At 37.2% G+C, this 24,463-nt stretch carries 25 protein-coding genes; 13 read left to right on the top strand and 12 right to left on the bottom strand.

Annotation, left to right across the window (positions count from 1 at the left end):
• Positions 1–79: 79 nt before the first annotated feature.
• Positions 80–1,423 carry an NADP-specific glutamate dehydrogenase gene (gdhA, locus tag D017_RS05945; RefSeq protein ID WP_035335265.1) on the bottom strand — a complete coding sequence of 448 codons (1,344 nt, stop codon included), beginning with the start codon at positions 1,421–1,423 and terminating at the stop codon, positions 80–82.
• A 211-nt stretch (positions 1,424–1,634) separates the two neighbouring features.
• On the opposite strand from gdhA, the gene D017_RS05940 reads away from it, so the two are divergent.
• Positions 1,635–2,477, top strand: coding sequence for a hypothetical protein (locus D017_RS05940; protein WP_035335264.1), 843 nt, complete (start codon positions 1,635–1,637; stop codon positions 2,475–2,477).
• A gap of 67 nt (positions 2,478–2,544) precedes the next feature.
• Here D017_RS05940 and D017_RS05935 read toward each other — a convergent pair whose 3' ends face one another.
• Complete coding sequence (locus D017_RS05935; RefSeq protein ID WP_035335263.1) at positions 2,545–3,687, bottom strand: cystathionine gamma-synthase; 1,143 nt, start codon at positions 3,685–3,687, stop codon at positions 2,545–2,547.
• 155 nt (positions 3,688–3,842) lie between these two features.
• Here D017_RS05935 and D017_RS05930 point away from each other — a divergent pair, with 155 nt between their 5' ends.
• The gene (locus D017_RS05930; RefSeq protein ID WP_152023871.1) at positions 3,843–4,565 is read left to right on the top strand and encodes a hypothetical protein; all 723 of its coding nucleotides are present in this window, start codon (positions 3,843–3,845) and stop codon (positions 4,563–4,565) included.
• On the opposite strand, the gene D017_RS05925 is transcribed toward D017_RS05930, so the two are convergent.
• Positions 4,555–5,019, bottom strand: coding sequence for a DinB family protein (locus D017_RS05925; protein ID WP_035335259.1), 465 nt, complete (start codon positions 5,017–5,019; stop codon positions 4,555–4,557). The two genes, D017_RS05930 and D017_RS05925, sit on opposite strands and share 11 nt — an antisense overlap.
• Before the next feature lie 84 nt (positions 5,020–5,103).
• Between D017_RS05925 and D017_RS05920 the strand changes: the two genes are divergently transcribed.
• The 4 genes from D017_RS05920 (at position 5,104) to D017_RS05905 (ending at position 8,133) form a co-directional block, all read left to right on the top strand.
• Complete coding sequence (locus D017_RS05920) at positions 5,104–5,457, top strand: ArsC/Spx/MgsR family protein (RefSeq protein WP_035335258.1); 354 nt, start codon at positions 5,104–5,106, stop codon at positions 5,455–5,457.
• Positions 5,458–5,463: 6 nt separating this feature from the next.
• The gene (locus tag D017_RS05915) at positions 5,464–6,357 is read left to right on the top strand and encodes a DMT family transporter (protein WP_035335255.1); all 894 of its coding nucleotides are present in this window, start codon (positions 5,464–5,466) and stop codon (positions 6,355–6,357) included.
• Complete coding sequence (locus D017_RS05910; protein ID WP_035335254.1) at positions 6,350–7,480, top strand: peptidogalycan biosysnthesis protein; 1,131 nt, start codon at positions 6,350–6,352, stop codon at positions 7,478–7,480. Before D017_RS05915 ends, D017_RS05910 begins: the two co-directional genes overlap by 8 nt.
• Before the next feature lie 284 nt (positions 7,481–7,764).
• Complete coding sequence (locus D017_RS05905; protein WP_035335252.1) at positions 7,765–8,133, top strand: nuclear transport factor 2 family protein; 369 nt, start codon at positions 7,765–7,767, stop codon at positions 8,131–8,133.
• A gap of 65 nt (positions 8,134–8,198) precedes the next feature.
• Here D017_RS05905 and D017_RS05900 read toward each other — a convergent pair whose 3' ends face one another.
• A complete protein-coding gene (locus D017_RS05900; RefSeq protein ID WP_035335251.1) occupies positions 8,199–8,675 on the bottom strand; it encodes an acyl-CoA thioesterase in 477 nt (158 codons plus the stop codon).
• 93 nt (positions 8,676–8,768) lie between these two features.
• Complete coding sequence (locus tag D017_RS05895; RefSeq protein ID WP_035335250.1) at positions 8,769–9,359, bottom strand: TetR/AcrR family transcriptional regulator; 591 nt, start codon at positions 9,357–9,359, stop codon at positions 8,769–8,771.
• Positions 9,360–9,649: 290 nt separating this feature from the next.
• Between D017_RS05895 and D017_RS05890 the strand changes: the two genes are divergently transcribed.
• The gene (locus tag D017_RS05890; protein WP_343215432.1) at positions 9,650–10,507 is read left to right on the top strand and encodes an alpha/beta fold hydrolase; all 858 of its coding nucleotides are present in this window, start codon (positions 9,650–9,652) and stop codon (positions 10,505–10,507) included.
• Positions 10,508–10,554: 47 nt separating this feature from the next.
• Positions 10,555–11,061, top strand: coding sequence for an azurin (gene azu / locus D017_RS05885; protein ID WP_035335247.1), 507 nt, complete (start codon positions 10,555–10,557; stop codon positions 11,059–11,061).
• Between the two features lie 98 nt (positions 11,062–11,159).
• Here azu and arfB read toward each other — a convergent pair whose 3' ends face one another.
• The 3 genes from arfB to D017_RS05875 are packed head-to-tail and all read right to left on the bottom strand — an operon-like array spanning position 11,160 to position 12,652.
• A complete protein-coding gene (arfB, locus tag D017_RS05880) occupies positions 11,160–11,561 on the bottom strand; it encodes an alternative ribosome rescue aminoacyl-tRNA hydrolase ArfB (protein ID WP_035335246.1) in 402 nt (133 codons plus the stop codon).
• Positions 11,558–11,692, bottom strand: coding sequence for a DUF2256 domain-containing protein (locus D017_RS15165; protein WP_081804642.1), 135 nt, complete (start codon positions 11,690–11,692; stop codon positions 11,558–11,560). Before D017_RS15165 ends, arfB begins: the two co-directional genes overlap by 4 nt.
• Before the next feature lie 9 nt (positions 11,693–11,701).
• Positions 11,702–12,652: an NAD-dependent epimerase/dehydratase family protein gene (locus D017_RS05875; protein ID WP_035335245.1), complete on the bottom strand. Its 951-nt coding sequence runs from the start codon at positions 12,650–12,652 to the stop codon at positions 11,702–11,704.
• Between the two features lie 113 nt (positions 12,653–12,765).
• Between D017_RS05875 and D017_RS05870 the strand changes: the two genes are divergently transcribed.
• The 4 genes from D017_RS05870 to D017_RS05855 all read left to right on the top strand — a co-directional run bounded on the left by D017_RS05870 (position 12,766) and on the right by D017_RS05855 (position 19,568).
• Entirely contained in the window at positions 12,766–13,368 is a 603-nt protein-coding gene (locus tag D017_RS05870) for a hypothetical protein (RefSeq protein WP_035335242.1), read from the top strand.
• Position 13,369: 1 nt separating this feature from the next.
• Positions 13,370–13,873 carry a nuclear transport factor 2 family protein gene (locus tag D017_RS05865; RefSeq protein WP_035335241.1) on the top strand — a complete coding sequence of 168 codons (504 nt, stop codon included), beginning with the start codon at positions 13,370–13,372 and terminating at the stop codon, positions 13,871–13,873.
• 142 nt (positions 13,874–14,015) lie between these two features.
• Positions 14,016–17,411: a T9SS type A sorting domain-containing protein gene (locus tag D017_RS05860; RefSeq protein WP_035335239.1), complete on the top strand. Its 3,396-nt coding sequence runs from the start codon at positions 14,016–14,018 to the stop codon at positions 17,409–17,411.
• 96 nt (positions 17,412–17,507) lie between these two features.
• Entirely contained in the window at positions 17,508–19,568 is a 2,061-nt protein-coding gene (locus tag D017_RS05855; protein WP_035335238.1) for a M13 family metallopeptidase, read from the top strand.
• Positions 19,569–19,641: 73 nt separating this feature from the next.
• Here D017_RS05855 and D017_RS05850 read toward each other — a convergent pair whose 3' ends face one another.
• Both D017_RS05850 and D017_RS05845 read right to left on the bottom strand, forming a co-directional pair.
• Positions 19,642–20,445: an NAD(P)H-binding protein gene (locus D017_RS05850; protein ID WP_035335236.1), complete on the bottom strand. Its 804-nt coding sequence runs from the start codon at positions 20,443–20,445 to the stop codon at positions 19,642–19,644.
• A gap of 91 nt (positions 20,446–20,536) precedes the next feature.
• The gene (locus D017_RS05845) at positions 20,537–22,834 is read right to left on the bottom strand and encodes a M28 family peptidase (RefSeq protein WP_225969334.1); all 2,298 of its coding nucleotides are present in this window, start codon (positions 22,832–22,834) and stop codon (positions 20,537–20,539) included.
• A 201-nt stretch (positions 22,835–23,035) separates the two neighbouring features.
• Between D017_RS05845 and D017_RS05840 the strand changes: the two genes are divergently transcribed.
• The gene (locus tag D017_RS05840) at positions 23,036–23,500 is read left to right on the top strand and encodes a CBS domain-containing protein (protein WP_035335234.1); all 465 of its coding nucleotides are present in this window, start codon (positions 23,036–23,038) and stop codon (positions 23,498–23,500) included.
• A gap of 4 nt (positions 23,501–23,504) precedes the next feature.
• On the opposite strand, the gene D017_RS05835 is transcribed toward D017_RS05840, so the two are convergent.
• On the bottom strand, positions 23,505–24,032 hold the full coding sequence (locus D017_RS05835) for a GNAT family N-acetyltransferase (protein ID WP_035335233.1): 528 nt from the start codon (positions 24,030–24,032) through the stop codon (positions 23,505–23,507).
• A 31-nt stretch (positions 24,033–24,063) separates the two neighbouring features.
• A complete protein-coding gene (locus tag D017_RS05830; protein WP_035335230.1) occupies positions 24,064–24,411 on the bottom strand; it encodes a hypothetical protein in 348 nt (115 codons plus the stop codon).
• Between the last annotated feature and the right edge of the window lie 52 nt (positions 24,412–24,463).

The following is a 24,463-nucleotide window of genomic DNA, read 5'->3' as shown; positions in this document are numbered from 1 at the left end:
GTAGAAGTACGCTTTCGCGAAAGCGTAACAAAAAAGGGCAGCCTAAGCTACCCTTTTAAAAAATTATATGAAACAGTAATTAAACCACTCCTTGTGCTAGCATTGCATCTGCTACTTTTACAAATCCGGCAACGTTTGCTCCTTTTACGTAATCTACGTAACCATCTTCATCTTTACCGTACTCAACACATGCTTCGTGTATATCAAGCATAATGTTGTGTAGCTTCTCGTCTACCTCTTCTGCCGTCCAGTTGTAACGTAAACTGTTTTGTGACATTTCAAGTCCAGAAGTAGCAACTCCTCCTGCGTTTGAAGCTTTTCCAGGTGAAAACAAGATTTTTGCTTTGTGGAATACTTCAATTGCTTCTGGTGTACAAGGCATGTTTGCTCCTTCAGCAACACAGATACATCCGTTATCTACTAAAGTTTTTGCTTCATCACCGTCAAGCTCATTCTGAGTTGCACAAGGTAAAGCTACATCTACTTTTGTTCCCCAAGGTCTCTTACCTTCATGATACTCTGCAGAAGTATACTTTTCTGTGTACTCGCTTATGCGGCCACGTTTTACATTCTTAAGTTCCATTATAAATGCAAGCTTCTCTGCATCAATACCATCGTTATCTACGATATATCCTCCAGAGTCTGATATAGTGATTACTTTACCACCTAGTTGAGTTACTTTTTCTGTAGCGTATTGAGCAACATTTCCTGATCCAGAAACTGCTACTTTTTTACCTTCAAAAGTTTCTCCTTTAGTTTTAAGCATACTCTGTGCAAAGTAAACGTCTCCGTAACCTGTTGCCTCTGGTCTTATTAATGAGCCACCGTATGATAATCCTTTTCCAGTAAGAACTCCAGTAAACTCATTACGAAGTCTCTTGTACTGTCCAAACATATATCCTATCTCACGACCACCTACACCAATGTCTCCCGCAGGTACATCTGTATTAGGACCTATGTGACGAGCAAGCTCGCTCATAAAGCTTTGGCAAAAACGCATTACCTCTGCATCAGATTTTCCTTTTGGGTTAAAATCAGATCCACCTTTACCACCACCCATAGGTAATGTTGTAAGGCTGTTTTTGAAAACTTGCTCAAAACCTAAAAACTTAAGAATACTAAGATTTACAGATGGGTGGAAACGAAGCCCTCCTTTATAAGGACCAATGGCGCTGTTAAACTCCACACGGTAACCTCTATTAACCTGTATCTCTCCAGCATCATCTGTCCATGGCACACGAAACATAATCGTACGCTCTGGCTCTACCATACGCTCAAGAAGTTTCTTCCCTTGATATTTAGGATTTTCTTCTATGAAAGGTATTACAGTTTCTGCTACCTCGTGAACGGCCTGCATGAATTCTGGCTCATTCGGGTTGCTCTTAGCAACATAATCGACAAATTTTTTAATGCTGTCTGACATAAGTTTAATCTATTGTGAGAATGTATTTTACAAATCAATTTTTACTGAGTACAAATATACGGTATCCTTGATTTTATGTGCATTTTTTTTAGAATATCACAATGGATAAATTAGTTTGTAAGATTAAACTTACAGAAAATGTAGAATATTCTTAGAAATTTCGGTGTTTGACATTATTGTATATATTTGTCACACTCAAACAACCTAACTTATGAAAGCCAAGCACCTACTATTGGCATTGCTATCTTTTATGATGGCGCATCAGAGCTTAAATGCTCAATTTGGATTTTCGCATGAACTTGGAGTTATTGCGGGACCAGTTGCATTTCAAGCTGACTATGGTGAGCGTGGAAATCAAGAAACAAACATAGGAAACACAGGATTTGGAGTAGGTATCGTTCACTACCTCAACTTCTCATATCAAGCAGATTGTAACTGTTACTCTCGATACACCTATTTTAATGATCACTTTAAAGTTCGTAATGAAATTGATTATCATTTTACGAATCTCGACAACTTTGGTCCAGAAACAGATGACAACGATTTTGGTGGTTTAAGACTACGTAATCACAAAGGAAAAGCTAGTGTTTTAGAAATAGGCTCTCATCTAGAATATTACCCACTTAGCATAAGAGACTTTGCAGCAGGAGCTTTTAAATTTGCTCCATATGTGAGTCTTGGTGCTCACTTTGTTTCTTATAATCCTAGTGCTACGACTGATTTGAGACCTGATGGAAATATTTTTGGACAAGTACTCAACCCTTACACTCAGGATCCTTTTGACACGGGACCAGCTATAATCGAAGGCTTTAATGTAGGTGATGGCGAGTTTGGTACTGGAGTTGACACACGACCTGGAACAACTTGGGCAATCGCTGGAAGTATAGGAACACGATATAAGCTAAGCGTACTAAGTGATCTTAATTTAGATTTGAGATGGCACTACTACTTTTCTAACTGGGTAGATGGGCTTAACCCTGACCCAAGACCTGACAATAAAGTAAATGACTGGATTTTCTGGATTAATGTAGGATATATCTATTATCTGGATTAATCTATTATAAAGAATAAACAGAAAAGCGACTTTGATACTATCAAAGTCGCTTTTCTGTTTTACAAGCTTAGTTTTCTAGTGCCTGTTTAAGATCTGCTATGAGATCTTCTTCATCTTCAATACCTACGCTTAACCTCACTAAGGAATCTTTGATTCCGAGTTTTTCTCGTTCTTCTTTAGGGATAGAGCCATGAGTCATTGATGCTGGATGACCTGCAAGCGACTCGACACCTCCTAGGCTTTCGGCGAGGGTGAAAATTTGTAGTTTTTCTACAAAGTTTACAGCACCAGCAAGAGAATCTTGCTTAGTAGTAAATGAAATCATAGCTCCGTAATCCTTCATCTGTCTTTTGGCAATATGATGATTAGGATGATCTTCAAACCCAGGCCAGTATACCTTATCAACCATAGGATGAGACTTAAGATAGTGAGCAACAGCCTTTCCATTCTCGCAGTGTCGTTGCATACGCACATGCAATGTTTTTATACCACGCAATGCTAAGAAGCTATCTTGAGGTCCACTTATCGCTCCGCTTGCATTTTGTATAAAATATAATCTATCTGCTAGCTCCTTATCTTTTACAATAAGAGCACCCATCACCAGATCACTATGACCTCCTAAATACTTTGTAGCACTATGCATCACAATATCGGCACCTAAGTCTAGTGGTAATTGCAAATAAGGGGTTGCAAAAGTATTATCAACCGCAAACAGAACGTTATGCTTTTTTGAAATTATTGACACTGCCTCAATATCAATAATACTCATCATCGGGTTTGTAGGCGTTTCTACCCAAATGAGCTTTGTTTTTTCATTTATATATGTCTCTATATTCTTTACATCTTGCATTCCAACAAAGTGGAACTTTATGCCAAAACCTTCAAATATCTTCGTAAAAAGCCGATACGTACCTCCATAAAGGTCACTCGTTGAGACAACCTCATCACCCGGCTTGAGTAGCTTCATAATTGCATCTATTGCAGCAAGTCCAGATGCAAAAGCGATTCCGTAGTCTCCATTTTCTATACTCGCAAGCGACTGCTCAAGTGCATGACGCGTAGGGTTTGCAGAGCGACTATACTCATATCCCTTATGACCGCCAGGCGTAGATTGTGCATAAGTAGAAGTTTGGTATATGGGAGGCATCACAGATCCATAAGCCTTATCTGGATGCTGTTTACCATGTATTGTCTTAGTATTAAATTTCATTGTAGTGTTTTTTTAAGTAAAAAAGCTCTCTCTCCTTACCTGCTAAGAAATATAAAAATACAATAACTGATCACAAGCAATCATGATTATAAGAAGGAGTGGTCTCCTAGTATATGTTGCTTTTATTTTGGGAGCATATCAACTACCTTTATCTTATGAAAAAACTGCTTCCTTCCATACTTGTAATTATTCTTTTTATAAGCTGCGAAAAGACGATCACCTATACATCTAGTACAGATAGTTATTCTACAAAAGATTTTACTATTTGTAATAGCCAGCCCTGTCCGGAGATTATGTTATCTGTTCTGCATATGGAAACACCTGAAGAAGCTGCTATCACTGTTAATAACTGGGTTCAAACTTCTACTATAAATACACTTTATAACGAGACAGAAAGTTTACCTAGCTCAATTAATGACGCCATTGAACTCTATATTAACAACTCACAAATCTCATATCCGGAAACAACAGAACTTTCAGACGCTCATGAAATAACTATAGAATCTGCCATATCATTTGGTTCTAACAACTTACTATCTGTAGTATTCTATTCATATCAATTCATGGGTGGTGCGAGTGGTTTTGACAACGAAATGTATCTCAATATCAATCCACAAACTGGTAAGGAATATAGTGATGACGAGTTGCTGGATGATGATTTTTACGCTTTCGCGAAAGCGCAATTTGAAAAAGAATATCCGCAAGAAACATTTGACCTTACTCCATCAAATCTTCCCGATAGCTACCTAAAAGAAGTAGGATTTACCGAAGAAGGTATTGTTCTTATTTATAATGATATGGGTGTGTCCTCATTTAATATGGAGGATAAACAAATAACAATCCCATGGGAGCTTTCTCAAGATTACCTTAACCTTTAACGAGTTTTGACAGTTGGATAATACAGCCTAGGTGTAATCCTTCATGAAAGTTATTAAAATCAAGTCCATGCTCTACTTTTGACAATGTTCCTCCCGTGGTAGAGAGCGTGTATTCTTTATAATCCTTAAATATACCTGCTTCATAATCCTTTTGAAGTGTTTTGAGCGTGTCAAAGAGCATCTCATGCATAAGGCTAAGCTCCTCTTGAGTAACATCTCTTTCTGGCTTTGTACCTTTCTTGTAGTTATTAATAAACTCCATAGATACTGGTGGTGTGAGACCAGAAAGTCCGTAGGTAAGAAGTTGTTGTGTTGCGATGCTATGACCTATATTCCAGATAATATTATTATTAAAGCCATCAGGTATTTTATTAAGTTCTTCAAGAGTATGACTCTTAATAAAACGTTCTAGAAGATGACGGTTTTTTAGGCAAATATCAAAGGTGTATTCCATTGGGTTTAATTTTCCCTAAAAATAATTCATTTTGGTAGAGATAGGCGGTATTTTTATACTGTAATTGAAATACACCACTTTATTTTGAAAAAAATCTACCACCTCTCTACCTGTAATACTTGCCAGCGCATCATCTCTGAAATTAACCCAAATGATGATGTCATTATGCAAGACATTAAATCTGATCCTATAACGTTATCTCAAGTAGAAGAGATGAAAGAAATGGAAGGGTCTTATGAAGCTCTCTTCAGCAAGCGCGCGCAATTATATCGCAAACGCGGTCTTAATGAACAGACACTATCTGAAGATGACTACAAAAATCTTATTCTAGAGCACTATACTTTTTTAAAGCGACCTGTAATGATTGTAGAAGATAAAATCTTTGTGGGCAATAGTAAAAAAGTAGTGGCTGCTGCCGTTGAAGCATTTGCAAAATAAAAATCTATGAGCAAGCGTCACCTCGCCTTTCTTGCAGCCTTTGGCGCTAGTTTTATTTACGGTATTAATCATACGCTAGCAAAGGATTTAATGCCTACCTACATCGAGGCATATGGATTTATTATGCTCAGGGTTTTGGGAGCAGCAGTTCTATTTTGGATTACAAGTTTGTTTTTTCCTTCAGAAAAAATAGAACGTAAAGACTGGTGGCGTATGATTTTTTGCGCGCTATTTGGGATGACCATAAACATGCTCATGTTCTTTAAAGGTTTGGAATTATCTACACCCATAAATAGTAGTGTGGTGATTACTTTATCTCCCGTTATATTGCTTGTGCTTTCTGCTATATTTTTAAAGGAAAAGATCACTTGGCTCAAAGGTTCTGGTATTGCTATAGGTCTAGTGGGCGCACTTGTTTTAATCCTGTTTGGGGCACAAACACAAGATAACGCCCCTAATATTCCATTAGGTAACATGTTATTTATGATTAATGCTACCGCATACTCTGTCTATTTAATTCTTGTAAAACCACTCACTGCAAAGTACTCGTCAATTACCTTAATGAAATGGTTTTTCCTTATTGCGGTATTTACAAACGCACCTATCGGGCTTCCTCAATTTCTTGAGGTATCCTGGAGTACATTACCTCCTAATGTCATAGGAGTCATGGCTTTTGTAGTAGTAGGTACGACCTATCTTACATATCTTTTTAATGTATTTGCTTTAAAGCAGCTTAAACCATCAACTATAGGCGCATTTATATACCTGCAACCTCTTATCGCAACCATTGTAGCGATTATCTTAGGTGCAGATACGCTTACTACTATTAGAATTATTGCTGCTGCACTTATTTTCTTAGGTGTATATTTAAGTACTAAACGAAAAAAAGCAATTGCCTAAAATCACCACTCAAGAGTTTTTTACCATAAACGACATCCCTGAAACCACCTTCAGAGAATTAGGTTGTGATCATACCTTTTATTTTTCAAAACTATTTTTGGCTTCATTTGAAGAGGCAAATAGCACGATTGAATATCGGTATTTAATTTTCATGAGGAGAGAGCAGCCTGTTGCTATGGCTATTCTTCAACGTGTACGTGTTTCCCTTGAAAGAGCACCAAGTAACCTTCCCTACTATCAAAAGCTAGCCAAAACACTACAATGCTACCTAAGCAATAAAAAAACGCATATTCTAGTTTGCGGGAATGTATTTTTAAGCGGTGAGTATGGGATATGGGTTAAACAAGGAATAGATAGAAGACGTATTTATGATATGCTTTCGCGAAAGCTTAAAACACTACAAAAAACCACTAAATCAAGTGTTTGCTTTTTGAAAGACTTTAATGCCACACAAGACACCGCTGCAAGTGTAGTAGAAAAACAGCACTTTCAATCATTTGCCGTCGAACCTAATATGCACGTAAATGTTGCTTGGAAAGATTTTGAGGATTACAAAAGCTCTTTAAAATCAAAATACCGTATAAAAGTTAATAAGGCAGACTCGTCCAGTAGTGCTCTTATACAAAATTCACTTACAGCGAACGAAATAAGAACTCATAAAGAAAAACTTAAATCCTTATATCTAGGTGTTGCAGAGAAAGCCTTGTTTAACACCGCTTTTATTGACATTGAAACCTACGCATTACTCAAAGAGCGATTTCCCGAAAATGTAATCATGAACACCTACAGTAAGAAAGGGGAAATAGTAGGATTCTCAACCGCTTTTTTACATGACGGCCAGCTCAGTGCTCATTATGTTGGGCTTGATTATACTGTAAATAAAACAGATGCCATCTACCCAAGAATGTTAAACGATTATATTCGATTAGGTCTTTTACTAGGGGTGAAAGACATTAACTTAGGCAGAACTGCATCTGAAATCAAAAGTACTCTAGGAGCAATGCCAGAGCACTTAAGATGTTATATAAAACACCAGCGTACTGTAGCAAATTTGTTTTTTAAACCGTTTATACGCCAGATTAAAATGACAGAATATAAACAGCATAATCCATTTAAAATTTAAATTCGAAAGCATGTACTTAGAGTAGATACGATTAAATCTTCATTAAATTATGGTTATCAATCTACACTAATATTGAAAAATTAAAGTAAGCTGCTATTGGTAATACTTATGTTCTAACCTCAGCAATCCCTTTCACATTCATCATTTTGCAAATCAGATATTGCTAAATATAGTAAAAAAGTGTTAAAATTTTTAACACTTTTTTTAACATTTATATAATTTGCTATCATATTTATAAAATAACTTTACTACATTTATTGCTAAGAACTTAAAATCAAATACTTATGAAAACTAATGAAATTGCAAATAATTTAGTGAATTGGTGTAATGAGGGTAATTATGAGCGTTGCTATAAAGAACTATATAGTCCTAATATTGTAAGCTTAGAACCATCTTGGGCAGAAAATGCACGTGCAGAAGGAATGCAAGAAGTTGCAAAGAAAGGAGAATGGTGGGAAAATACTTTTGAAGTACACAGCAGTAAAGCCAGCGAACCTACGGTAGCAGATAATTGGTTTTCTGTGCGTTTTGATATGGACACTACACATAAAGCTAGCCAGCAACGTTCACAAACATCTGAGCTTGCCGTTTATCAAGTAAAGGATGGAAAAATTGTACAAGAGCAGTTTTTCTATGACATGCCTGGACAATAAATCACAAATCCCAAGTTCATAATGTAACCCTACACCATAAACTTGGGATTTAATTTCTAGTTTTTTTATTCCTTATCCATAGGCACTTGCCCATGTGAGCGCATGTCTTCTTTAGTAAGGACTTTAAAGTCTGGTGTTTTTGGTGCCTTTTCAAGCATAGGTGTCAAGGCTTCTGGTAGGCCTATAGTTTTACGCGTAGTAAGATCAATCCACGCTCCCATCATGCTTCCGCGAGCTAGATTTCTTCCTTTATAATCGTAAAAATTATGTACAAACTTAAAGAACATACCATCTTCACTCGCTCCTCCCAATTCAAAGGTTACAGTAATAGGTTTACCTTGAAAAGCTTCTTTAAAGAAAAACAATTGCTCGTGAAAAATTACTGGACCTATGTTATAAGCAACCATTTCTTTCTGGCTTAACCCGTTCTCAATCATAAAGCCCATACGAGTATGAGACATAAAATTCACATAAGCAGAGTTTGCTAGATGACGATTTGCATCTATATCACTCCATCGTATATCAAATTCTTTTGTGTACATATTATAAGTATTTAGTGCGCTTGTGCGCTATAGTTAGTGATGTTTCATTTGTAAAATTACAATTTCAAAACCTTATATCAACTTAAGAATAGGTTAAGAATCCCTGCGCAATACACTAAGTGCATTACTTACTATTTGCTGTAAAATATCGCGATTTCTTAAAAACATTCCCGTAGTGCGCAGTCCTTGAAAAGTGCAGAATAGAAAATAAGCATATTGAGACGCAGACTGCTTTGTATTTATAAGATGTGCATCTTGCCCTTCTTGCACTAAGCCTTTAAAAAACTCTATTCTGTGCTCTTGCATTTTCTCAAGGTAATCTCTTATTGACTCGTCCTCCCTACTAAGCTCCACTTTACAGTTGATACTAAAGCAACCTCTTCCTTGGGTATCTTTTACAATCTCCTCTATAAAATTTTCAAATATAAAACGAATTCCCTCTAGCGGATTAGAAGCTCGTATTAAAGCGTTTGTATATATCTTTTCATTTTCTTCTTGATACTGTATCAACAAGGTTTTATAAATGGCCTTTTTATTGCCAAAAGAATTATAAATACTAGATCTGTTAAGGCTTGTTGCGTCAACAAGATCGCTCATGGAAGTACCATGATATCCCTTTTGCCAAAACAAATCTCTTGCTATGGCAAGTACAAGCTCTCTATCAAAATCTTCGGATCTAGGCATTTTTAATGATTAGAATATGCATAAATATAAGTGGAATGAATGTTTCAAAAAAGAAAGTACTTCATAAAACTACTTTTTACAGGTTTGATTATTACGCTTTCGCGAAAGCTTAATTCTACCTATTTTTATAATCTCTTAATAGTTTTTTTACTAATAGTACACCACCTTACATAATGCCCATTGTACCCTCTCGTTTTCGCGCAAGCGGCCTTTTTAAAGATCCACATTTTTCGACCATTTATTCTGCTAAAATTAGACGCGTCAAGGGAATCAAACAAACTCGTGAGCGTATGGAACTCCCAGATGGAGATTATGTAGATGTAGACTGGACACTAGCCGCGACGCCACAAGAAGGCAATATTAAAAAGGTTGCCGTTTTACTTCATGGACTTGAGGGAGATGCACAGCGACCTTATATACTAGGTACTGCAAAATTGTTGAGCAATCATGGTTATGACGTAGCTGCTATTAACTTTAGAGGTTGCAGCGGCAGCCAGAATAGACTGTATAGATCATATCACAGTGGTGATACTGGCGACATTAGATTTGTAATCAACACACTTGTTACTAGAGCTTATAATCATATTAATCTATATGGAGTAAGTCTAGGCGGTAATGCAGCTCTTAAATATCTAGGGGAACAAGATGAGATACCCTCACAAGTTAAGTGTGCAGCTTGTATAGGAGTTCCTGCAGATCTTAAGGCTTCCCTTGAGCAACTTTCTAAAAAAGAAAACATCATATACCGAACCTCATTTTTAGTACACCTAAGAGCTAAGTATCGCAAAAAAATGCAACTATTTCCAGACAAAATGAATAAGGAAGAATACAGAAAAATAAATAGCCTAAAACGTTTTGACGATCTGTATACCGCACCCGCACATGGCTTTAAAGATGCTCTTGATTATTATGCTAGAGCAAGTAGCTTTGACTATCTTGATAAGATTACTGTACCTACCCTTATTCTCAATGCAAAGAATGATAGCTTTCTTCATGGTGATTGCTATCCTATTGCACAGGCAAAAAACTCTAATATTATACACTTAGAAATGCCAGACCATGGAGGTCATGTAGGATTCTATATGAAAGGAGAATTTTACTATAATGAACTGCGTACTCTAGAGTTTTTTCAAAAAAATATGGAGTAAAAAGTAAGCGTTAGTTATCTTTATATTAATAAACAAAACTATAAAATATGAGAATTAAAGGATTTCTAGCAGTGATAGCACTTGCTACTATAATGGTAAGTTGTGGTGAAGGAGAAAAAAAAGAAACTAAAGAGACGGTAAAAATAGGATCAAAAAAAGCTGCTAAAAAAGTAGATGAGAACACTGTAAATCTAGCGCTTGCAGGTAATGACCTAATGAAATATGATAAGAGCGAGCTTAAGGCAAAAGCTGGACAAGAAGTAACTCTTACCTTCCGTCATACTGGAAAAATAGGGATTAAGGTTATGGGACATAACTTTGTACTACTTAAGCAAGGTACGTCGATACCAGAATTTTCGGCAGCAGCAGCTACCGCCGGAGAAGCAAAAGACTGGATTGCAAATGAAGACCAGATTATAGCACACACAAAAATGATAGGTGGCGGCCAGACTACCTCTGTAACATTTACTGCTCCAGCAGCTGGAACTTATGACTTTATCTGTAGTTTCCCTGGACACTCTGGATTAATGAAAGGAAAATTTATTGTGGAGTAAATCACACCACAGTTATATTAAAAAAAGCCATCGCGAGTTGTAACTCATGATGGCTTTTTTCATTACTCTATATTCTTCTACAGTAAACCGAATGTCAATTAATACGACGGTTTGCGTCTGTTTGCTTTCTTTTCAGATTGTATTTTTTTAGCATTAAGGCGTTTAAGTTTTGCCATCTTAGAAGGGCGTTTCTTAATTCTAATTTTAGGTCTTTGTACAGCTACCTCTAGTAATGCAAACAGTCGTTTTATCACGTACTCTTTGTTTTTATGCTGGCTACGTGAAGTTTGAGAAGCGAGTAGCAAAACTCCCTCTTTTGTAAGTCTATGACTAAGTTTTTCTTTGAGTAACTCAAGCTCCACCTCTGTTACTGCAGCAGATTCATACATAGCCCAAGACAACTCTACTCTTGAACTTGTTTTATTTGCATGCTGTCCTCCTGGCCCACTACTTCTCGTTGCCTTAAAAGTAAGTTCGGTAAGTAGTAACTCCTTATTCATTGATTTTTATTTCTTCTACATCGCTCACTGCAATAAATTACTTCATCCCAGTTTTTCTCCCATTTCTTTCGCCATGCAAAGGGTCTTTCACAAACGGGACATACTTTTGTAGGAAGGTGCTGCTTTTTCAAAATATGATCTTAGCTGTATTGTGATTTAAGATTATCAAGCATGATCTTAGTAATGGCATCTAGATCAAATTTATGATCCCATCCCCAGTCTTTACGAGCTTCACTATCATCTATGGAGCCTGGCCAAGAATCTGCTATGGCTTGTCTAAAATCTGGTTCATATTCGATCTCAAACTCTGGAAGTACATTTTTAATACTTTGAGCTACATCTTCTGGCGCAAAGCTTACTCCTGCCAGGTTATATGAAGAGCGTATTTTTACGTCCTTTTTAGGAGCATCCATAATATTTATAGTTGCTCTAATTGCATCCTCCATATACATCATAGGTAACACTGTTCCCTTCTGTAAGAAACAACGGTAGTTACCATGTTTAAGTGCTCTGTGATATATATCTACTGCATAATCTGTAGTTCCTCCGCCAGGTTCTGTTGTATAACTTATAAGTCCTGGATAGCGTATACTTCTCACATCCACACCATATTTCTTGTGATAATACTCACACCAGCGCTCCCCAGTTTGTTTTGATATTCCATATACGGTTGATGGCTCCATAACCGTAAGTTGGGGAGTATTTTCTGATGGAGTTGTTTCTCCAAAAACAGCAATACTTGATGGCCAAAATACCTTTTTAACCTTTTTGTCTTTTGCTAAGTTTAAAATATGAAATAATGTTGTCATATTAAGATGCCAAGCTTTGGCAGGAAAACGCTCTGCAATTGCAGATAGCATAGCCGCCATTAAGTACACTGTATCAATTTTATATCTAAAAATTACATCTTCTACCGCGGCAAAGTCTGTTGCATCTAGAAGCTCAAAGTGCCCCTCACTCATAAGCTCTTCGTTTCCTTCACGGATGTCACTGGCTACAACCTTATCTGCACCAAATCTGTTACGTAAAGCTATGGTTAGCTCCGTTCCTATCTGACCGCAAGCTCCTATGATGAGTATTCTAGATTTCATATTGTGTGTTTTTAGTGGTACGCTTTCGCGAAAGCGTATGCAAACTTAATCATAAATATTGCGCGTATATACCCAATTAACCTACTTTTGTTAAGCCCTCAGTATAAGATTTTATGAAACAGTTACTTCCTTTTTTAATTATTCTTTCATTTATTATCACCACTTCTTGCAGCCAAAAAGAAGATTCTCAAAAACCGAAAGAGAATGTAGCCTTGGTGGGTAATGACACCTTACAACTTCCCTCTCCAAAAAATCTAAAAGCCACTATACGCCTTACCACTCAAGCACGAGAAGGAGTCAAAAACTGGTCGTTTTATAAGGATCTCTCTGCCGCTGTTGATAGTTTACCACCAATAAATACTCTAGGCAAATTACGTCTCAAGTTAATAGATATAGATGCCTTATATGTAAATCTGGAACAAGCGGAGGAAGATCTAGCCCCAGTAACACCAGAGGCTGTAAAAACTAAAGCCGTAAATGCGCGCCTAGTTGCTATAGAAACTAAGGCAAAAGTGCTACAAAATAGCGCCCAACTCAACACTCCAGTAGCAGAGGATATATCTAAAAAAATTGGCGAACTATATAATGCCTACCAAGATCTGAATTTACAGCTTAACGAACTTTTTGATACTAGCTTTAAAGACTTGCTAGAGGAGATAAAACAAGAAAATGAACAGGCTGCTAGCGAAAAGGCAGACGAGCAAACACCTAACTAACATGAAAATCTTATTTGTATTCTTTGCGCTAACTATTAGTACCGCATACAGTCAAGACACATCTCTTATAAAAAAAGATATAGAAGTCTCTCTTAATTCTTGGCACAAAGCAGCTGCAGATGCTGATTTTGAAGCCTATTTTGGACTAATGACAAGTGATGCTGTATTCATAGGTACAGACGCAACAGAAAACTGGCAATTAGAAGAATTTAAATCCTTTTCAAAACCTTATTTTGACAAAGGTAAAGCATGGAGCTTTACAGCTATTGAGCGTAATGTGTATTTATCTACTAGTGATGATACCATCGCTTGGTTTGATGAACACCTTAGTACGCAAATGGGTGTATGCAGAGGATCTGGAATTATGAAGAAAATAGATGATAAATGGAAAGTACAACACTATGTACTTTCTATCGCTGTTCCTAATGAAAACGTCTCGGCACTTACAAATCTTAAAAAAGATTGGGATACTAAGTATATAGCAAAATCACATAATAAAATGTAAGCGCTACGCTGACCTTTATTGTTAAAATCTCACTCTAACAATATATTTATTAAGTATTTCATAGCTTTTTAAGCATTTTACATCAATATAATTATGCAAAAATAACTACGCGTATTATATTTGAGATTTAATAAAATAAACTATGAAAAAACTACTACTATTTACATTATGTTTGGTCACATTTATGACCAATGCTCAAATAGGATCGACTGCGCCATGGATGGCGCCGTTTAATGATTCTAATAGAAGCATAGAACCTACTTTTCAAGAAATTGTTGACTCCTTTGAGACTTATTGGAAAGGCAAAGATGAAACAGTTAAGGGAAGTGGCTACAAACCCTTTAAAAGATGGGAATCTCTGTATGCAAATTACTTAAATGAGGATGGCACTGTCATGTCACAAAAGCAACTTTGGGATGTCTGGCAAGAAATAAATAGTCAATCAAAATCTACACAAGCAGATGATAGTGACTGGAAAAACATAGGCCCACTTACACATACTAACACTGGATCTTGGTCTGCTGGTCAAGGTCGTGTAAATGCATTTGCAGTAGATCCTACAAATCCGAATATACTCTTCGTAGGAACGCCTGCCGGAGGAATTTGGAAATCTACAGATGCTGGAGATTCTTGGACTCCACTTACAGATCAACTCCCTCAAATAGGGGTATCTGGTATTGCTATCGATCCTACCGATACTAATATCATTTACATTGCTACGGGAGATGATGATGCTGGTGACTCAACAAGTATAGGTGTTATGAAATCTACAGATGGAGGTGTAACATGGAATACTACGGGTCTCAATGAAAGCAATAGCCCTACAAGTATGAATGAAATTTACTTTGATCCGGCAGATAGCAAGACACTATGGGTTGCTACAAATATCGGTATTTTCAAAACTACAGATGGTGGTGTAAATTGGACTAATGTATTCAACGGTGAGTTTGATGATTTAAAAGTCAAGCCAGGTAGTTCTGACGTTCTTTATGCAGCAGATGCATCAAGAGTTTATAGAACAGTTGATGGAGGAGATAACTGGATAAGTATCTCTACAGGAAGTATTATTGGAGCAGCTAGGTTAGTTATTGACGTAACTCCTGCCAATCCGGATGTTTTGTATGTTTTTAGATCAGATAATTCATTTGGTGCCGGAACTATTTTTAAGTCATCAGATAGCGGAGATTCTTTTACACAAACATTTAGAGGAGGACAGGATATTTTTGAAAGCACTCAGGCATGGTTTGACTTTGCTTTTGCAGTATCAGATACTGATGAAAATGAAATTTACACGGGAGTACTCAATGTATGGAAATCTTCAGATAGTGGTGTTAACTTCACAAAATTGAATAACTGGAATGCTCCTGACACACCGTCTTACACTCACGCAGATATTCATAATTTAAGATTTATTAATGGAACTTTGTTTTGTGGAAGTGATGGAGGTTTCTATAGTTCTACTGATGGAGGAGTTAACTTTACGAGTCATACAGATGGTCTGGCTATTGGTCAATTTTATAGGATTGATGTAGCACCAGAAGATGCCTCTATTATATCTGGAGGGCTTCAAGATAATGGTGGCTACGCTCGTAAAAATGGTATGTGGCAAAACTATTATGGAGCAGACGGTATGGAAAACATATATGATCCAAATGACCCATCTAAAGTATATGGATTTATACAATCTGGGGGAGGACCTTTCTTCTCAAATGATGGGGGTGCTTCACTTTCTGGCTCATTTACATCTCCAGAAGATGGTAACTGGATAACACCACTCGCTTTTGCAAAAGATAAACGCTTATATGCTGGTTATAAAAGTGTGTATGAGCTTGATTTTTGCTCTAATTCTTGGGTTCAACGTTCAAACACGTTTAATACAGAAATTGATTTACTGCAAACGGATCCCAATGATGCATCAATTATGTATGTTGCCGTAAATGGGACTTTATACAAAAGTTCGAACAGTGGTATTAATTTTACCATATTAAGAGCATTTCAAGGAGATATTTCATCACTTGAAGTAAAAAATGGTGATAGCAATACACTTTATATTGTTACCGGAGGAACTGCGGGTAAAGTATACGAAGGAACAATAACAGATAATGCAATCACAGTAAATGATATTACTGGTTCTCTACCAGAAGTACCTAAATTAGTTATTAAACATCAAAGTAATCACTCTGAAAATCCATTGTTTTTAGGAACTGCGCTTGGCGTTTGGAAGTATGATGATACTACTACTGATTGGATAAGATTTGATAATGGACTGCCAAACACAGCCGTACGTGACTTAGATGTAAACGAATTTAACGGGGTTCTTACCGCAGGAACTTATGGACGTGGTATCTGGCAAACAGATATTGACACACAGCCGCTATCGTCGGACGTTGCAGCGACATCGCTAGCACCTCTAAATAATCAGGTAATATCTTGTGGAGAAAATCCTACTGAAATTACATTTAGAAATAACGGTACTTCTCCTATAACCGAAGCGACTATTAACTACGAGGCTGGTGGCATTCAAAATACACTGCAATGGACAGGAAATCTAGATTCTCAAGAGGAAGTTACTCTAGAGCTTCCTATATTAGGTCTGCCTGTTGGAACCTATGAACTTATTGCTCAAATAAGTATTGATAGTGATCAAGTAGATGGTAACAATGAGAAAAGAACTTCTATAGCGATTAATGAAACGGGAGAAATTGATGTAACAAATGATTTTGAAACGTCAGAGAGTGATTTACTTGTTCTCACAGACAATGCAAATGCGTCTTGTGATACTTCCGGACAAACATGGCAGAGAGGAATTCCGAACGGTACACTATTAAATCAAGTTGTATCAGGAGATAGTGCCTACGCTACCAATCTAAATGGAGAATACAGTAACAACGTAAAAGAATATCTTACTACTAAATGCTATGACATTTCATCGTTGGCAGTACCAGAATTATCTTTCAAAATGGCTTTCGAATTAGAATTGGATTGGGATATTATGTATGTAGAATATACTTTAGATGACGGATCTACTTGGAATATTCTAGGTACCGCAAATGACCCTAACTGGTACAATAGTAATACTCTCCCAGGAAACAATTGTATTAATTGCCCAGGAGCACAATGGACAGGAACTAGCGCATCATTTAATGATTATAGCTACGATCTTAGTGCATTTGCATCAGAAACTAGTATGATTTTTAGGTTTGTATTTCACTCTGATCAAGCGGTAACCGAAGAAGGGGTTGTAATAGATGATCTACAGATAGGGGCCGAACAGCTTTCTGTTGACGATACCGTACTAGAAGGACTAAGTATCTACCCTAATCCATCAACTTCTATATTTAATATACAGTGGCCTGCACAAGAATCATTATCTATAGAGGTGTTTGATATTTTAGGGAAGTCTGTTGTTAAAAGGTTTAATATGCCTCAAGGATCAAGTAACTACCCACTTGACATGAGCACATTTGCATCAGGTTTATATCTCATTAAACTAAACACTGACAAACAACAAATTACTCAAAAATTAATTTTGAAATAATCAAAAAAGCCCTCTTCACAGAGGGCTTTTTTGATTGCTTATGTAACATTTAAAATTTAATTTCGTCCTATTCAAATAATCTAATAATATTACTCTATGAAACTCTATAAATCGGCTGCAATTGTGGCTACTTGTGCTCTTACGCTTGTAAGCTGTAAGACAGAAGAAACTAAAGAGACAGCTCAAGTTGAAAAAATTCCTGGTATAGTACTAGAGAATATGGATACTACGGTTGCTCCTAATCAAGACTTTTACAATTATGTAAATGGATCTTGGATGAAAAACACTGAAATTCCGGATGACCGCACTAGCTGGGGAGGATTTTCTGTACTGCGTAAAGCTACAGATGCAGATGTTTTGGAAATACTTGCAGAGGCTGAAAAAAGCGGAAAATACACTGCCGGAACAGACCAAGCAAAAGCGCTGGCGATTTATAATACTAAGCTAGATACCGTAGCACGTAATAAAGCTGGGCTTACACCACTACAACCTGCACTAGATGCAATTGCTGGTGTAACTAACTTAAATGAATTACAGACAGTACTAGCTACTAACCCTGCTGTATCATCACCATTTTTGAGCATAGGAGCAGGAGCAGATCTTAATGATAGCTCTATGAACACTGTGTACTTAGGTGCAAACGGTCTTGGTTTACCAGATCGTGATTATTACCTATTAGAAGATGGTAAGTCTAAGGAAATTCGTGTAGAGTATGTAAAACATATCTCACGCATGCTTCAAATGCTAGGAGATTCTGAAGCAGATGCGACTGCAGCTGCCGATAAAATCCTTGCAATGGAAACTGCACTAGCTACTCCAAGATTAGATAAAGTAGAGAGCCGTGACGCTCGTAACTTTAACAACCCACGTTCTGTGGCACAAGCCGATGAAATGCTTACATCTATAGATCTTAAAAAGATGATTGCAGATCTTGGTATTAAGAAAGATTTTGACACGCTTCTTGTGACACAATTAAAATATACTGAGGCTCTAGATACATTCCTTAAAAAAACTCCTCTTGAATATATCAAAACGCTCGTTCGTTGGGATACATTTAATAGTGCTGCAGGCAGATTAAGTACAGAAATAGAAACTGCAAATTGGGAGTTTTACAGTAAGTACTTAAGCGGTGCAAAAAAACAACGCCCAGCAGATGAGCGTGCACTAGCAACCGTAAATGGTTCTGTAGGGGAAGCGCTCGGACAATTATATGTAGATGCAAAGTTTCCACCAGAAGCAAAGGCAAAAGCAGAAACAATGATTGCAAATGTTATTGATGCTTATAAAGCTCGTATCCAAAAATTAGATTGGATGGGTGAAGAGACTAAAGAAAAGGCTATCGAAAAGCTTGATAAATTTACCGTTAAAATCGCATATCCAGACAAGTGGGAAGATTACTCAACAATGGACGTAGCGGCAGATAAGACGTACTTTGAAAATATGACGGCTGTAGGTAAATGGGGTCAACTTAAAAACTTTGATGAAATAGGTGAGCCTGTAGATAAGTCTAAGTGGGGAATGTCTCCTCAGACTGTTAATGCTTACTTCAATCCACTTAATAATGAGATTGTATTTCCAGCAGCAATACTTCAACCACCATTCTACAACTACACAGCAGATGAGGCTGTAAATTATGGAGGAATTGGAGCTGTAATTGGTCACGAGATCTCTCACGCTTTTGATGATAGCGGATCACGTTTTGACGCAGATGGAAACCTAAAAAACTGGTGGACTGCCGAAGATCTTGAAGCATTTACAACTCGTGGTAATGCACTTGCAGAGCAGTACAGCGCTGTAGAGGTACTTGATAGCGTTTACGTAAATGGAAAATTCACGTTAGGTGAAAACATAGGTGACTTAGGTGGTGTACTTGGTGCATATGATGGATTACAGAAATACTATGCAGAGAATGGACGTCCAGAAAACATTGACGGGTTTACTCCTGAGCAACGTTTCTTCATGTCTTGGGCAACAGTATGGAGAACTAAGAGCCGTGATGAAGCATTAAGAACACAAGTAAAGACAGACCCACACTCTCCAGGAATGGTACGTGCGGTACAACCTTTATTAAATGTTGATGCTTTTTACGAAGCTTTTGATATTAAGGAAGGAGATGCAAATTATCTAGCTCCTGAGAAGAGAGTTCGCATCTGGTAATAATACGCTCGCTTTCGCGAAAACAAAAACCGCCTCGATTGAGGCGGTTTTTTTATACTAATTATTTACGTCACTAGAGTTGTACCGTAAAATCGTAATTTAAAACACTGTTTACTGTAATGCTATCTACCTGTTTAAAGGTCAATGACTCTTCTTGACTATATTCTGGTGGCTCGAGACCTAATTCAATAGCCTGTTTTGTATAGTATTCCTTTTTTGTTGGATGATTAGGAGACACGGCATTTATAACATGACCAAATGCATCTTGCTTGATAATTGCTATCAAAATACCGATGCAGTCATCACGATGTATCATATTAACCGGAGCATCACCATTAGTGAGTCCCTTACGTCCTGCAAGAAACCTCACAGGGTTTCTACTACCACCAAATAATCCTCCAAAACGAACAATCGTTGTCTCAAAAGCAGTGGTATTAAAGAATATCTGCTCTACATCATACAATTGCTTCCCAGCGTTTGTGGTGGGTTGTGGAGCATCTTTCTCTGTCACTTCACCTTGATCATCATCATAGACCGAGGTACTACTTATTAAAATCACTTTTTTAACCTCAGAGCGCTCAATTGCATGTAAAAAATGTGCCATTTTCAGAGCATAGTTTGCGCCTGTATTCTTTCTCAAGCCTGGCGGTATCATAATAAGTAAGACGTCTGTATCTGCTAGTAAAGTTTCTATTAAACCTGAGACACCACTTTCTGAGATTATTACGGGATATGCAGCGATATTGCTTCTTGTAAGATCTTTTGCCTTCTCTGCATCTGTTACACTTCCTTTTACCGTGTACCCCATAAGCTGAAGCCTCGTGGCTAGTGCTTTACCAAGCCACCCTAAACCTGCAATTGTAATTTTTTTATTCATCTATTTTCTAGCAATAACTAGGTTTTTTTGTTTAAATCTTCAGCAGCAGCAATAATAATTAGCTACTTCTGTACTCTTACCGAGAATTACATTATTCTTCTACACCAGCATTGATGGTATCTTTTTTCGCTTTCGCGAAAGCGTACTCAGCAATATCAATAGTACGCTCGACTATAATAGCATCGTTAGGTACAAATGGTTTTGGCATCGTAGTATTAGGTCTCCCCGAAACTGTAAATTTTGGGTTTTCTAATAAATCGTACGAGAACTCCTTGAGCGTAAATTTAGGATTTACACCTTCTGGAACGGCAAATTTAAACTCCAGTTTGTCATTTTCGCCTCTGTAATAACTTAAAATACCTTTACTACCTCGTTTTTTATAAAGCGTCTCAGTACTATCTGCTTTTACAGCAACACCGTTCCAAGAGATATGCTGTAAAGGAGTTTCTATAGCTGTGTACATACGCATTTGATGCACGGTGCGATTAGGTTTGACTGTAAGTGTCATGTGCGTTAAACCATCTACTATTGTATCTCTATCTAACTGCACAGTACTTTCTGGCAAATCGATTACCGCTGTTTCCTTAGCATAGGTGTATGGTGTATTGTATTTACTACCTGCAGCATTACCAATGTACATAGCTGCTTGTTCTGGGTTTTCGCCTAGGTATCCTTTAGTCCAGTCATCAAGTGATTTATTATATGTTGCCCAGTAGGCTCGATTTGTATCTTTATTTTGATAATAAATAAGACTGTTAGGCGCTTGTCGTTTTACCGTAGCATCAGATTTCATGTGTGCAACTCCAAAACAAACAAGCGCTCCTAGTAAACTCAAATATGCAATAAACTTCTTGTTTCTATACAAACCAAATACTGGTAGAACCAACCCAAAAAGTAGTATTAAGAAGATAACACTAGCATAGAGCATATCTGGCCCCAAACCTACGGGAAAGAATTGCACTAGTGGAGCCAGTAAAAAAATCGCTGGAGCACACAATAAAACAAGCAACAATACACTAGGCTTACGTTGTGCTATTAGTATATAAAAAGCTATTAACCCAAAGAATACAGGTATGATAAAAAAGGCAGCACCTTTTAAATAAACGGCAACAAGTATATTAATGATGAGCCACATCATGAGTGGAGCTACCATATTACTTGCCGTGTTTTGTGCCACGGTGAGCCTATGATAAATACCCATACATAGACTAAAACCTAATAAGGCAAAGGCAATAATATACCAGTGACCATTATAAATAAAAACAGGCAACATGTCTTCATAGCTAGGATATACATACTTTAATAATTCCCATAATAGATAAAAAAGTCCTCCACCTAAGATTAGTGTAAGGAAAAACGCGCTGAAACCTCTAGAAACATATTTTCTTCTTAGTTTTTCCTTTTTAAATCCATAAACTAGTAAGACCACAAATAGAACAATTGCAATTGCAACCATAGGCCAGATCCAAGAAAATGGATAGGCAATAAAGTTGGCCACAGCAGCATCAAAATACACATAATCTACATCAGACTTAATATTGGTAAGGTCTGTAGCTGCAAAATGCTTGAGTAAAGGCATTAAATAGGTTCCTTGGTGCTCTAGCGTCTTTCGATCCAAGTTTTCAAAAGTGTCATTTACTGTATGATAATCAAAATGGTCATCTATAAATGCAAAGAAAAACCCATCGATATCACCATCTTCTCTTAAGACCGTCGAGTCTGTATCATTAGGTAACATTTTGTAAATACTATACATCAATGAAGTTCCTACGGGATACTCCACTCCCGCATCCATAAATCCTTTTATGAGATTTTTATTACCGTGATTAGTTTCTACAATCATATTAGAAGGACCACCACTACCACGGGCTTCAAAGTTGAGGGCAAGTCCCACGTCTTTTGCCCATGGATGCTCGTCCACAAAAAGCTGAGCGCCATCTAATCCTATTTCTTCGGCATCTGTGATGCAGATTATTATATCATTTACTGGGGTGACTCCGCTAGCAATATAAGCACGCACACTTTCTAATATAGTTACCACACCAGAACCTGCGTCACTTGCGCCATGAGATGCACTGTGTGGTGCGCTATCATAATGTGACATGAGTAATAACGCTTTACCATTACCACTTCCTTTAATACGTGCTAAGATATTTTGAGGCTTTGTAAGGTTACTATACCCACTCCATTCCTCATTTACAAAACCTTCTTGCACTTGAGGCTCGAGACCAAGCTTGCGAAGTTCTTGTACTATATATTGCTGCACTTCTGTATGTGCTGGTGTACCCACAAAATGAGGTTTGGCCGAGATTACTTTTAAATGTGATAATGCTCTTGCCGTAGAAAATTCTGTAAGCGGGGCTTCTTTACCACTTATATTCTTGGGCATGAGTGAGTAAAAGCTCACATACACTAAAAACAACACTAGGAAAAATGAAAAAATATGAGATAAACGTTTCATCAAAAAGGTAATCTTTTGGTTTGGTGCTTGTAAAATACGAATTTATGGGCTTGAGTACGCTTTCGCGAAAGCGTAACCTCAAAGATTAAAATTAAATCACTAACTTTAAGAGAACAAAATCAGCAAGTTATGGCAATTAAAAGTTTTATGGGTAAGCGTGCAAAAGATGTTAAAAGCAACGCTACAGACATTAAAGTAAGTGATTACATGAGCCGAAAGCTCATTACTTTTTCTCCTGATCAGTCGGTGCTTGAAGTGATGAACAACTTAATCAAACATAAGATTTCTGGTGGTCCCGTGGTTAATGAAAATAACGAACTACTGGGTATTATCTCTGAAGGTGATTGTATGAAGCAAATCTCTGAAAGCCGCTATTACAATATGCCTATGGATAATATGAAGGTATCTAATCACATGGTCACAAATGTAGATACGATAGATGGTAATATGAATGTTTTTGATGCAGCAAATAAATTTTTGGAGTCAAAACACAGGCGTTTTCCTATTGTAGAAAACGGCAAGCTTGTAGGCCAAATAAGCCAGAAAGACGTTCTTAAAGCTGCTCTAGCACTCAACGGTCAGACTTGGAAATAAGCTGTTATGGCATTTTTTCAAACCAGGCGAGTTTTACTTGTTGGGCTTCATATATAAAATTATTCTTGCGCTCGAGGCCTATCTTTTCTAGTACTCTGCAAGATGCTTTATTCCCTAACTCTGCCATGCCGCAGAGTTTTGTATTTGGAAAATGTTCAAAAAAGTAATCTCTTGCCGCAATTGAAGATTCGGTTGCATAACCTTTACCCCAATACTCAGGCATAAAACGATAGCCAATATCATAAAAATTAGTGTGGCCATTCATTTCCTGCTCAAAGTTATATTTAAGTCCTGTCCACCCTATCCAGTCTCCACTACTTTTCTCTATCGCTGCCCAGCGTCCTATACCGTAAGTTTCATATTGCATACGTATATAATCTACATACGCCCTTGCCTTACCCATACATTTAATAGGATTTTTACCTAGATATTGATGCACTAAGGCATCGCTATCTAGTCGATACATGTTTCCCGTATCTTCTATACGCACCTCGCGTAAGATTAGGTGTTCTGTTTCTATATGGTAGGTCATAAATATTAAAAAAATGAGCGAATACTAAGATTTATGCACGCTTCACAAGCGCATAAAAATCACCTTCAAGCGGCAAGTAGCCTTGATCATACACAAAGTAATATACTGTCCCAGCCTTTGTGGTATAAATACTGGTAAATATATTGAAGTTAAATCCAGCTGCGTTGAGCTTGGACTTGGTTGTTCTCGTTTTGTCTTCTGGATTGAGACGCTCTAAGATGCGATAATTCTTGCGCAATACATTATTAGTATTGCGCATGATATTCTTTGAGTCCTTATTTTGTTTGTTATTATGAGAATTACGACATGAGTCACTACAGAATTTTTTATCTGCGCGACCTATTATTTTATCTCCACATTCAGGACAAGCTCTCTCCATAAAATTGCTGAACACTTAAGCTCAAAGCTCAGTTATCCATTTAATGAGGTTA

The sequence above is a fragment of the Dokdonia sp. PRO95 genome, from assembly GCF_000355805.1.
Lineage (GTDB): Bacteria > Bacteroidota > Bacteroidia > Flavobacteriales > Flavobacteriaceae > Dokdonia.
The sequence above is the reverse complement of the archived record's forward strand: the minus strand, read 5'-3'. Positions and strand labels throughout refer to the sequence as shown.

Coding starts and splice junctions, on each gene's coding strand:
- D017_RS05915 (WP_035335255.1), top strand. CDS start 5,464: ATGAGCAAGCGTCACCTCGCCTTTCTTGCAGCCTTTGGCGCTAGTTTT.
- D017_RS05935 (WP_035335263.1), bottom strand. CDS start 3,687: ATGAAATTTAATACTAAGACAATACATGGTAAACAGCATCCAGATAAG.
- arfB (WP_035335246.1), bottom strand. CDS start 11,561: ATGAATAAGGAGTTACTACTTACCGAACTTACTTTTAAGGCAACGAGA.
- D017_RS05890 (WP_343215432.1), top strand. CDS start 9,650: ATGGAACTCCCAGATGGAGATTATGTAGATGTAGACTGGACACTAGCC.
- D017_RS05930 (WP_152023871.1), top strand. CDS start 3,843: ATGAAAAAACTGCTTCCTTCCATACTTGTAATTATTCTTTTTATAAGC.
- D017_RS05940 (WP_035335264.1), top strand. CDS start 1,635: ATGAAAGCCAAGCACCTACTATTGGCATTGCTATCTTTTATGATGGCG.
- D017_RS05865 (WP_035335241.1), top strand. CDS start 13,370: ATGAAAATCTTATTTGTATTCTTTGCGCTAACTATTAGTACCGCATAC.
- D017_RS05835 (WP_035335233.1), bottom strand. CDS start 24,032: ATGACCTACCATATAGAAACAGAACACCTAATCTTACGCGAGGTGCGT.
- azu (WP_035335247.1), top strand. CDS start 10,555: ATGAGAATTAAAGGATTTCTAGCAGTGATAGCACTTGCTACTATAATG.
- D017_RS05905 (WP_035335252.1), top strand. CDS start 7,765: ATGAAAACTAATGAAATTGCAAATAATTTAGTGAATTGGTGTAATGAG.
- D017_RS05895 (WP_035335250.1), bottom strand. CDS start 9,359: ATGCCTAGATCCGAAGATTTTGATAGAGAGCTTGTACTTGCCATAGCA.
- D017_RS05840 (WP_035335234.1), top strand. CDS start 23,036: ATGGCAATTAAAAGTTTTATGGGTAAGCGTGCAAAAGATGTTAAAAGC.
- D017_RS05870 (WP_035335242.1), top strand. CDS start 12,766: ATGAAACAGTTACTTCCTTTTTTAATTATTCTTTCATTTATTATCACC.
- D017_RS05850 (WP_035335236.1), bottom strand. CDS start 20,445: ATGAATAAAAAAATTACAATTGCAGGTTTAGGGTGGCTTGGTAAAGCA.
- D017_RS05845 (WP_225969334.1), bottom strand. CDS start 22,834: ATGCCCAAGAATATAAGTGGTAAAGAAGCCCCGCTTACAGAATTTTCT.
- D017_RS05855 (WP_035335238.1), top strand. CDS start 17,508: ATGAAACTCTATAAATCGGCTGCAATTGTGGCTACTTGTGCTCTTACG.
- D017_RS05830 (WP_035335230.1), bottom strand. CDS start 24,411: ATGGAGAGAGCTTGTCCTGAATGTGGAGATAAAATAATAGGTCGCGCA.
- D017_RS05925 (WP_035335259.1), bottom strand. CDS start 5,019: ATGGAATACACCTTTGATATTTGCCTAAAAAACCGTCATCTTCTAGAA.
- D017_RS05900 (WP_035335251.1), bottom strand. CDS start 8,675: ATGTACACAAAAGAATTTGATATACGATGGAGTGATATAGATGCAAAT.
- gdhA (WP_035335265.1), bottom strand. CDS start 1,423: ATGTCAGACAGCATTAAAAAATTTGTCGATTATGTTGCTAAGAGCAAC.
- D017_RS05875 (WP_035335245.1), bottom strand. CDS start 12,652: ATGAAATCTAGAATACTCATCATAGGAGCTTGCGGTCAGATAGGAACG.
- D017_RS05860 (WP_035335239.1), top strand. CDS start 14,016: ATGAAAAAACTACTACTATTTACATTATGTTTGGTCACATTTATGACC.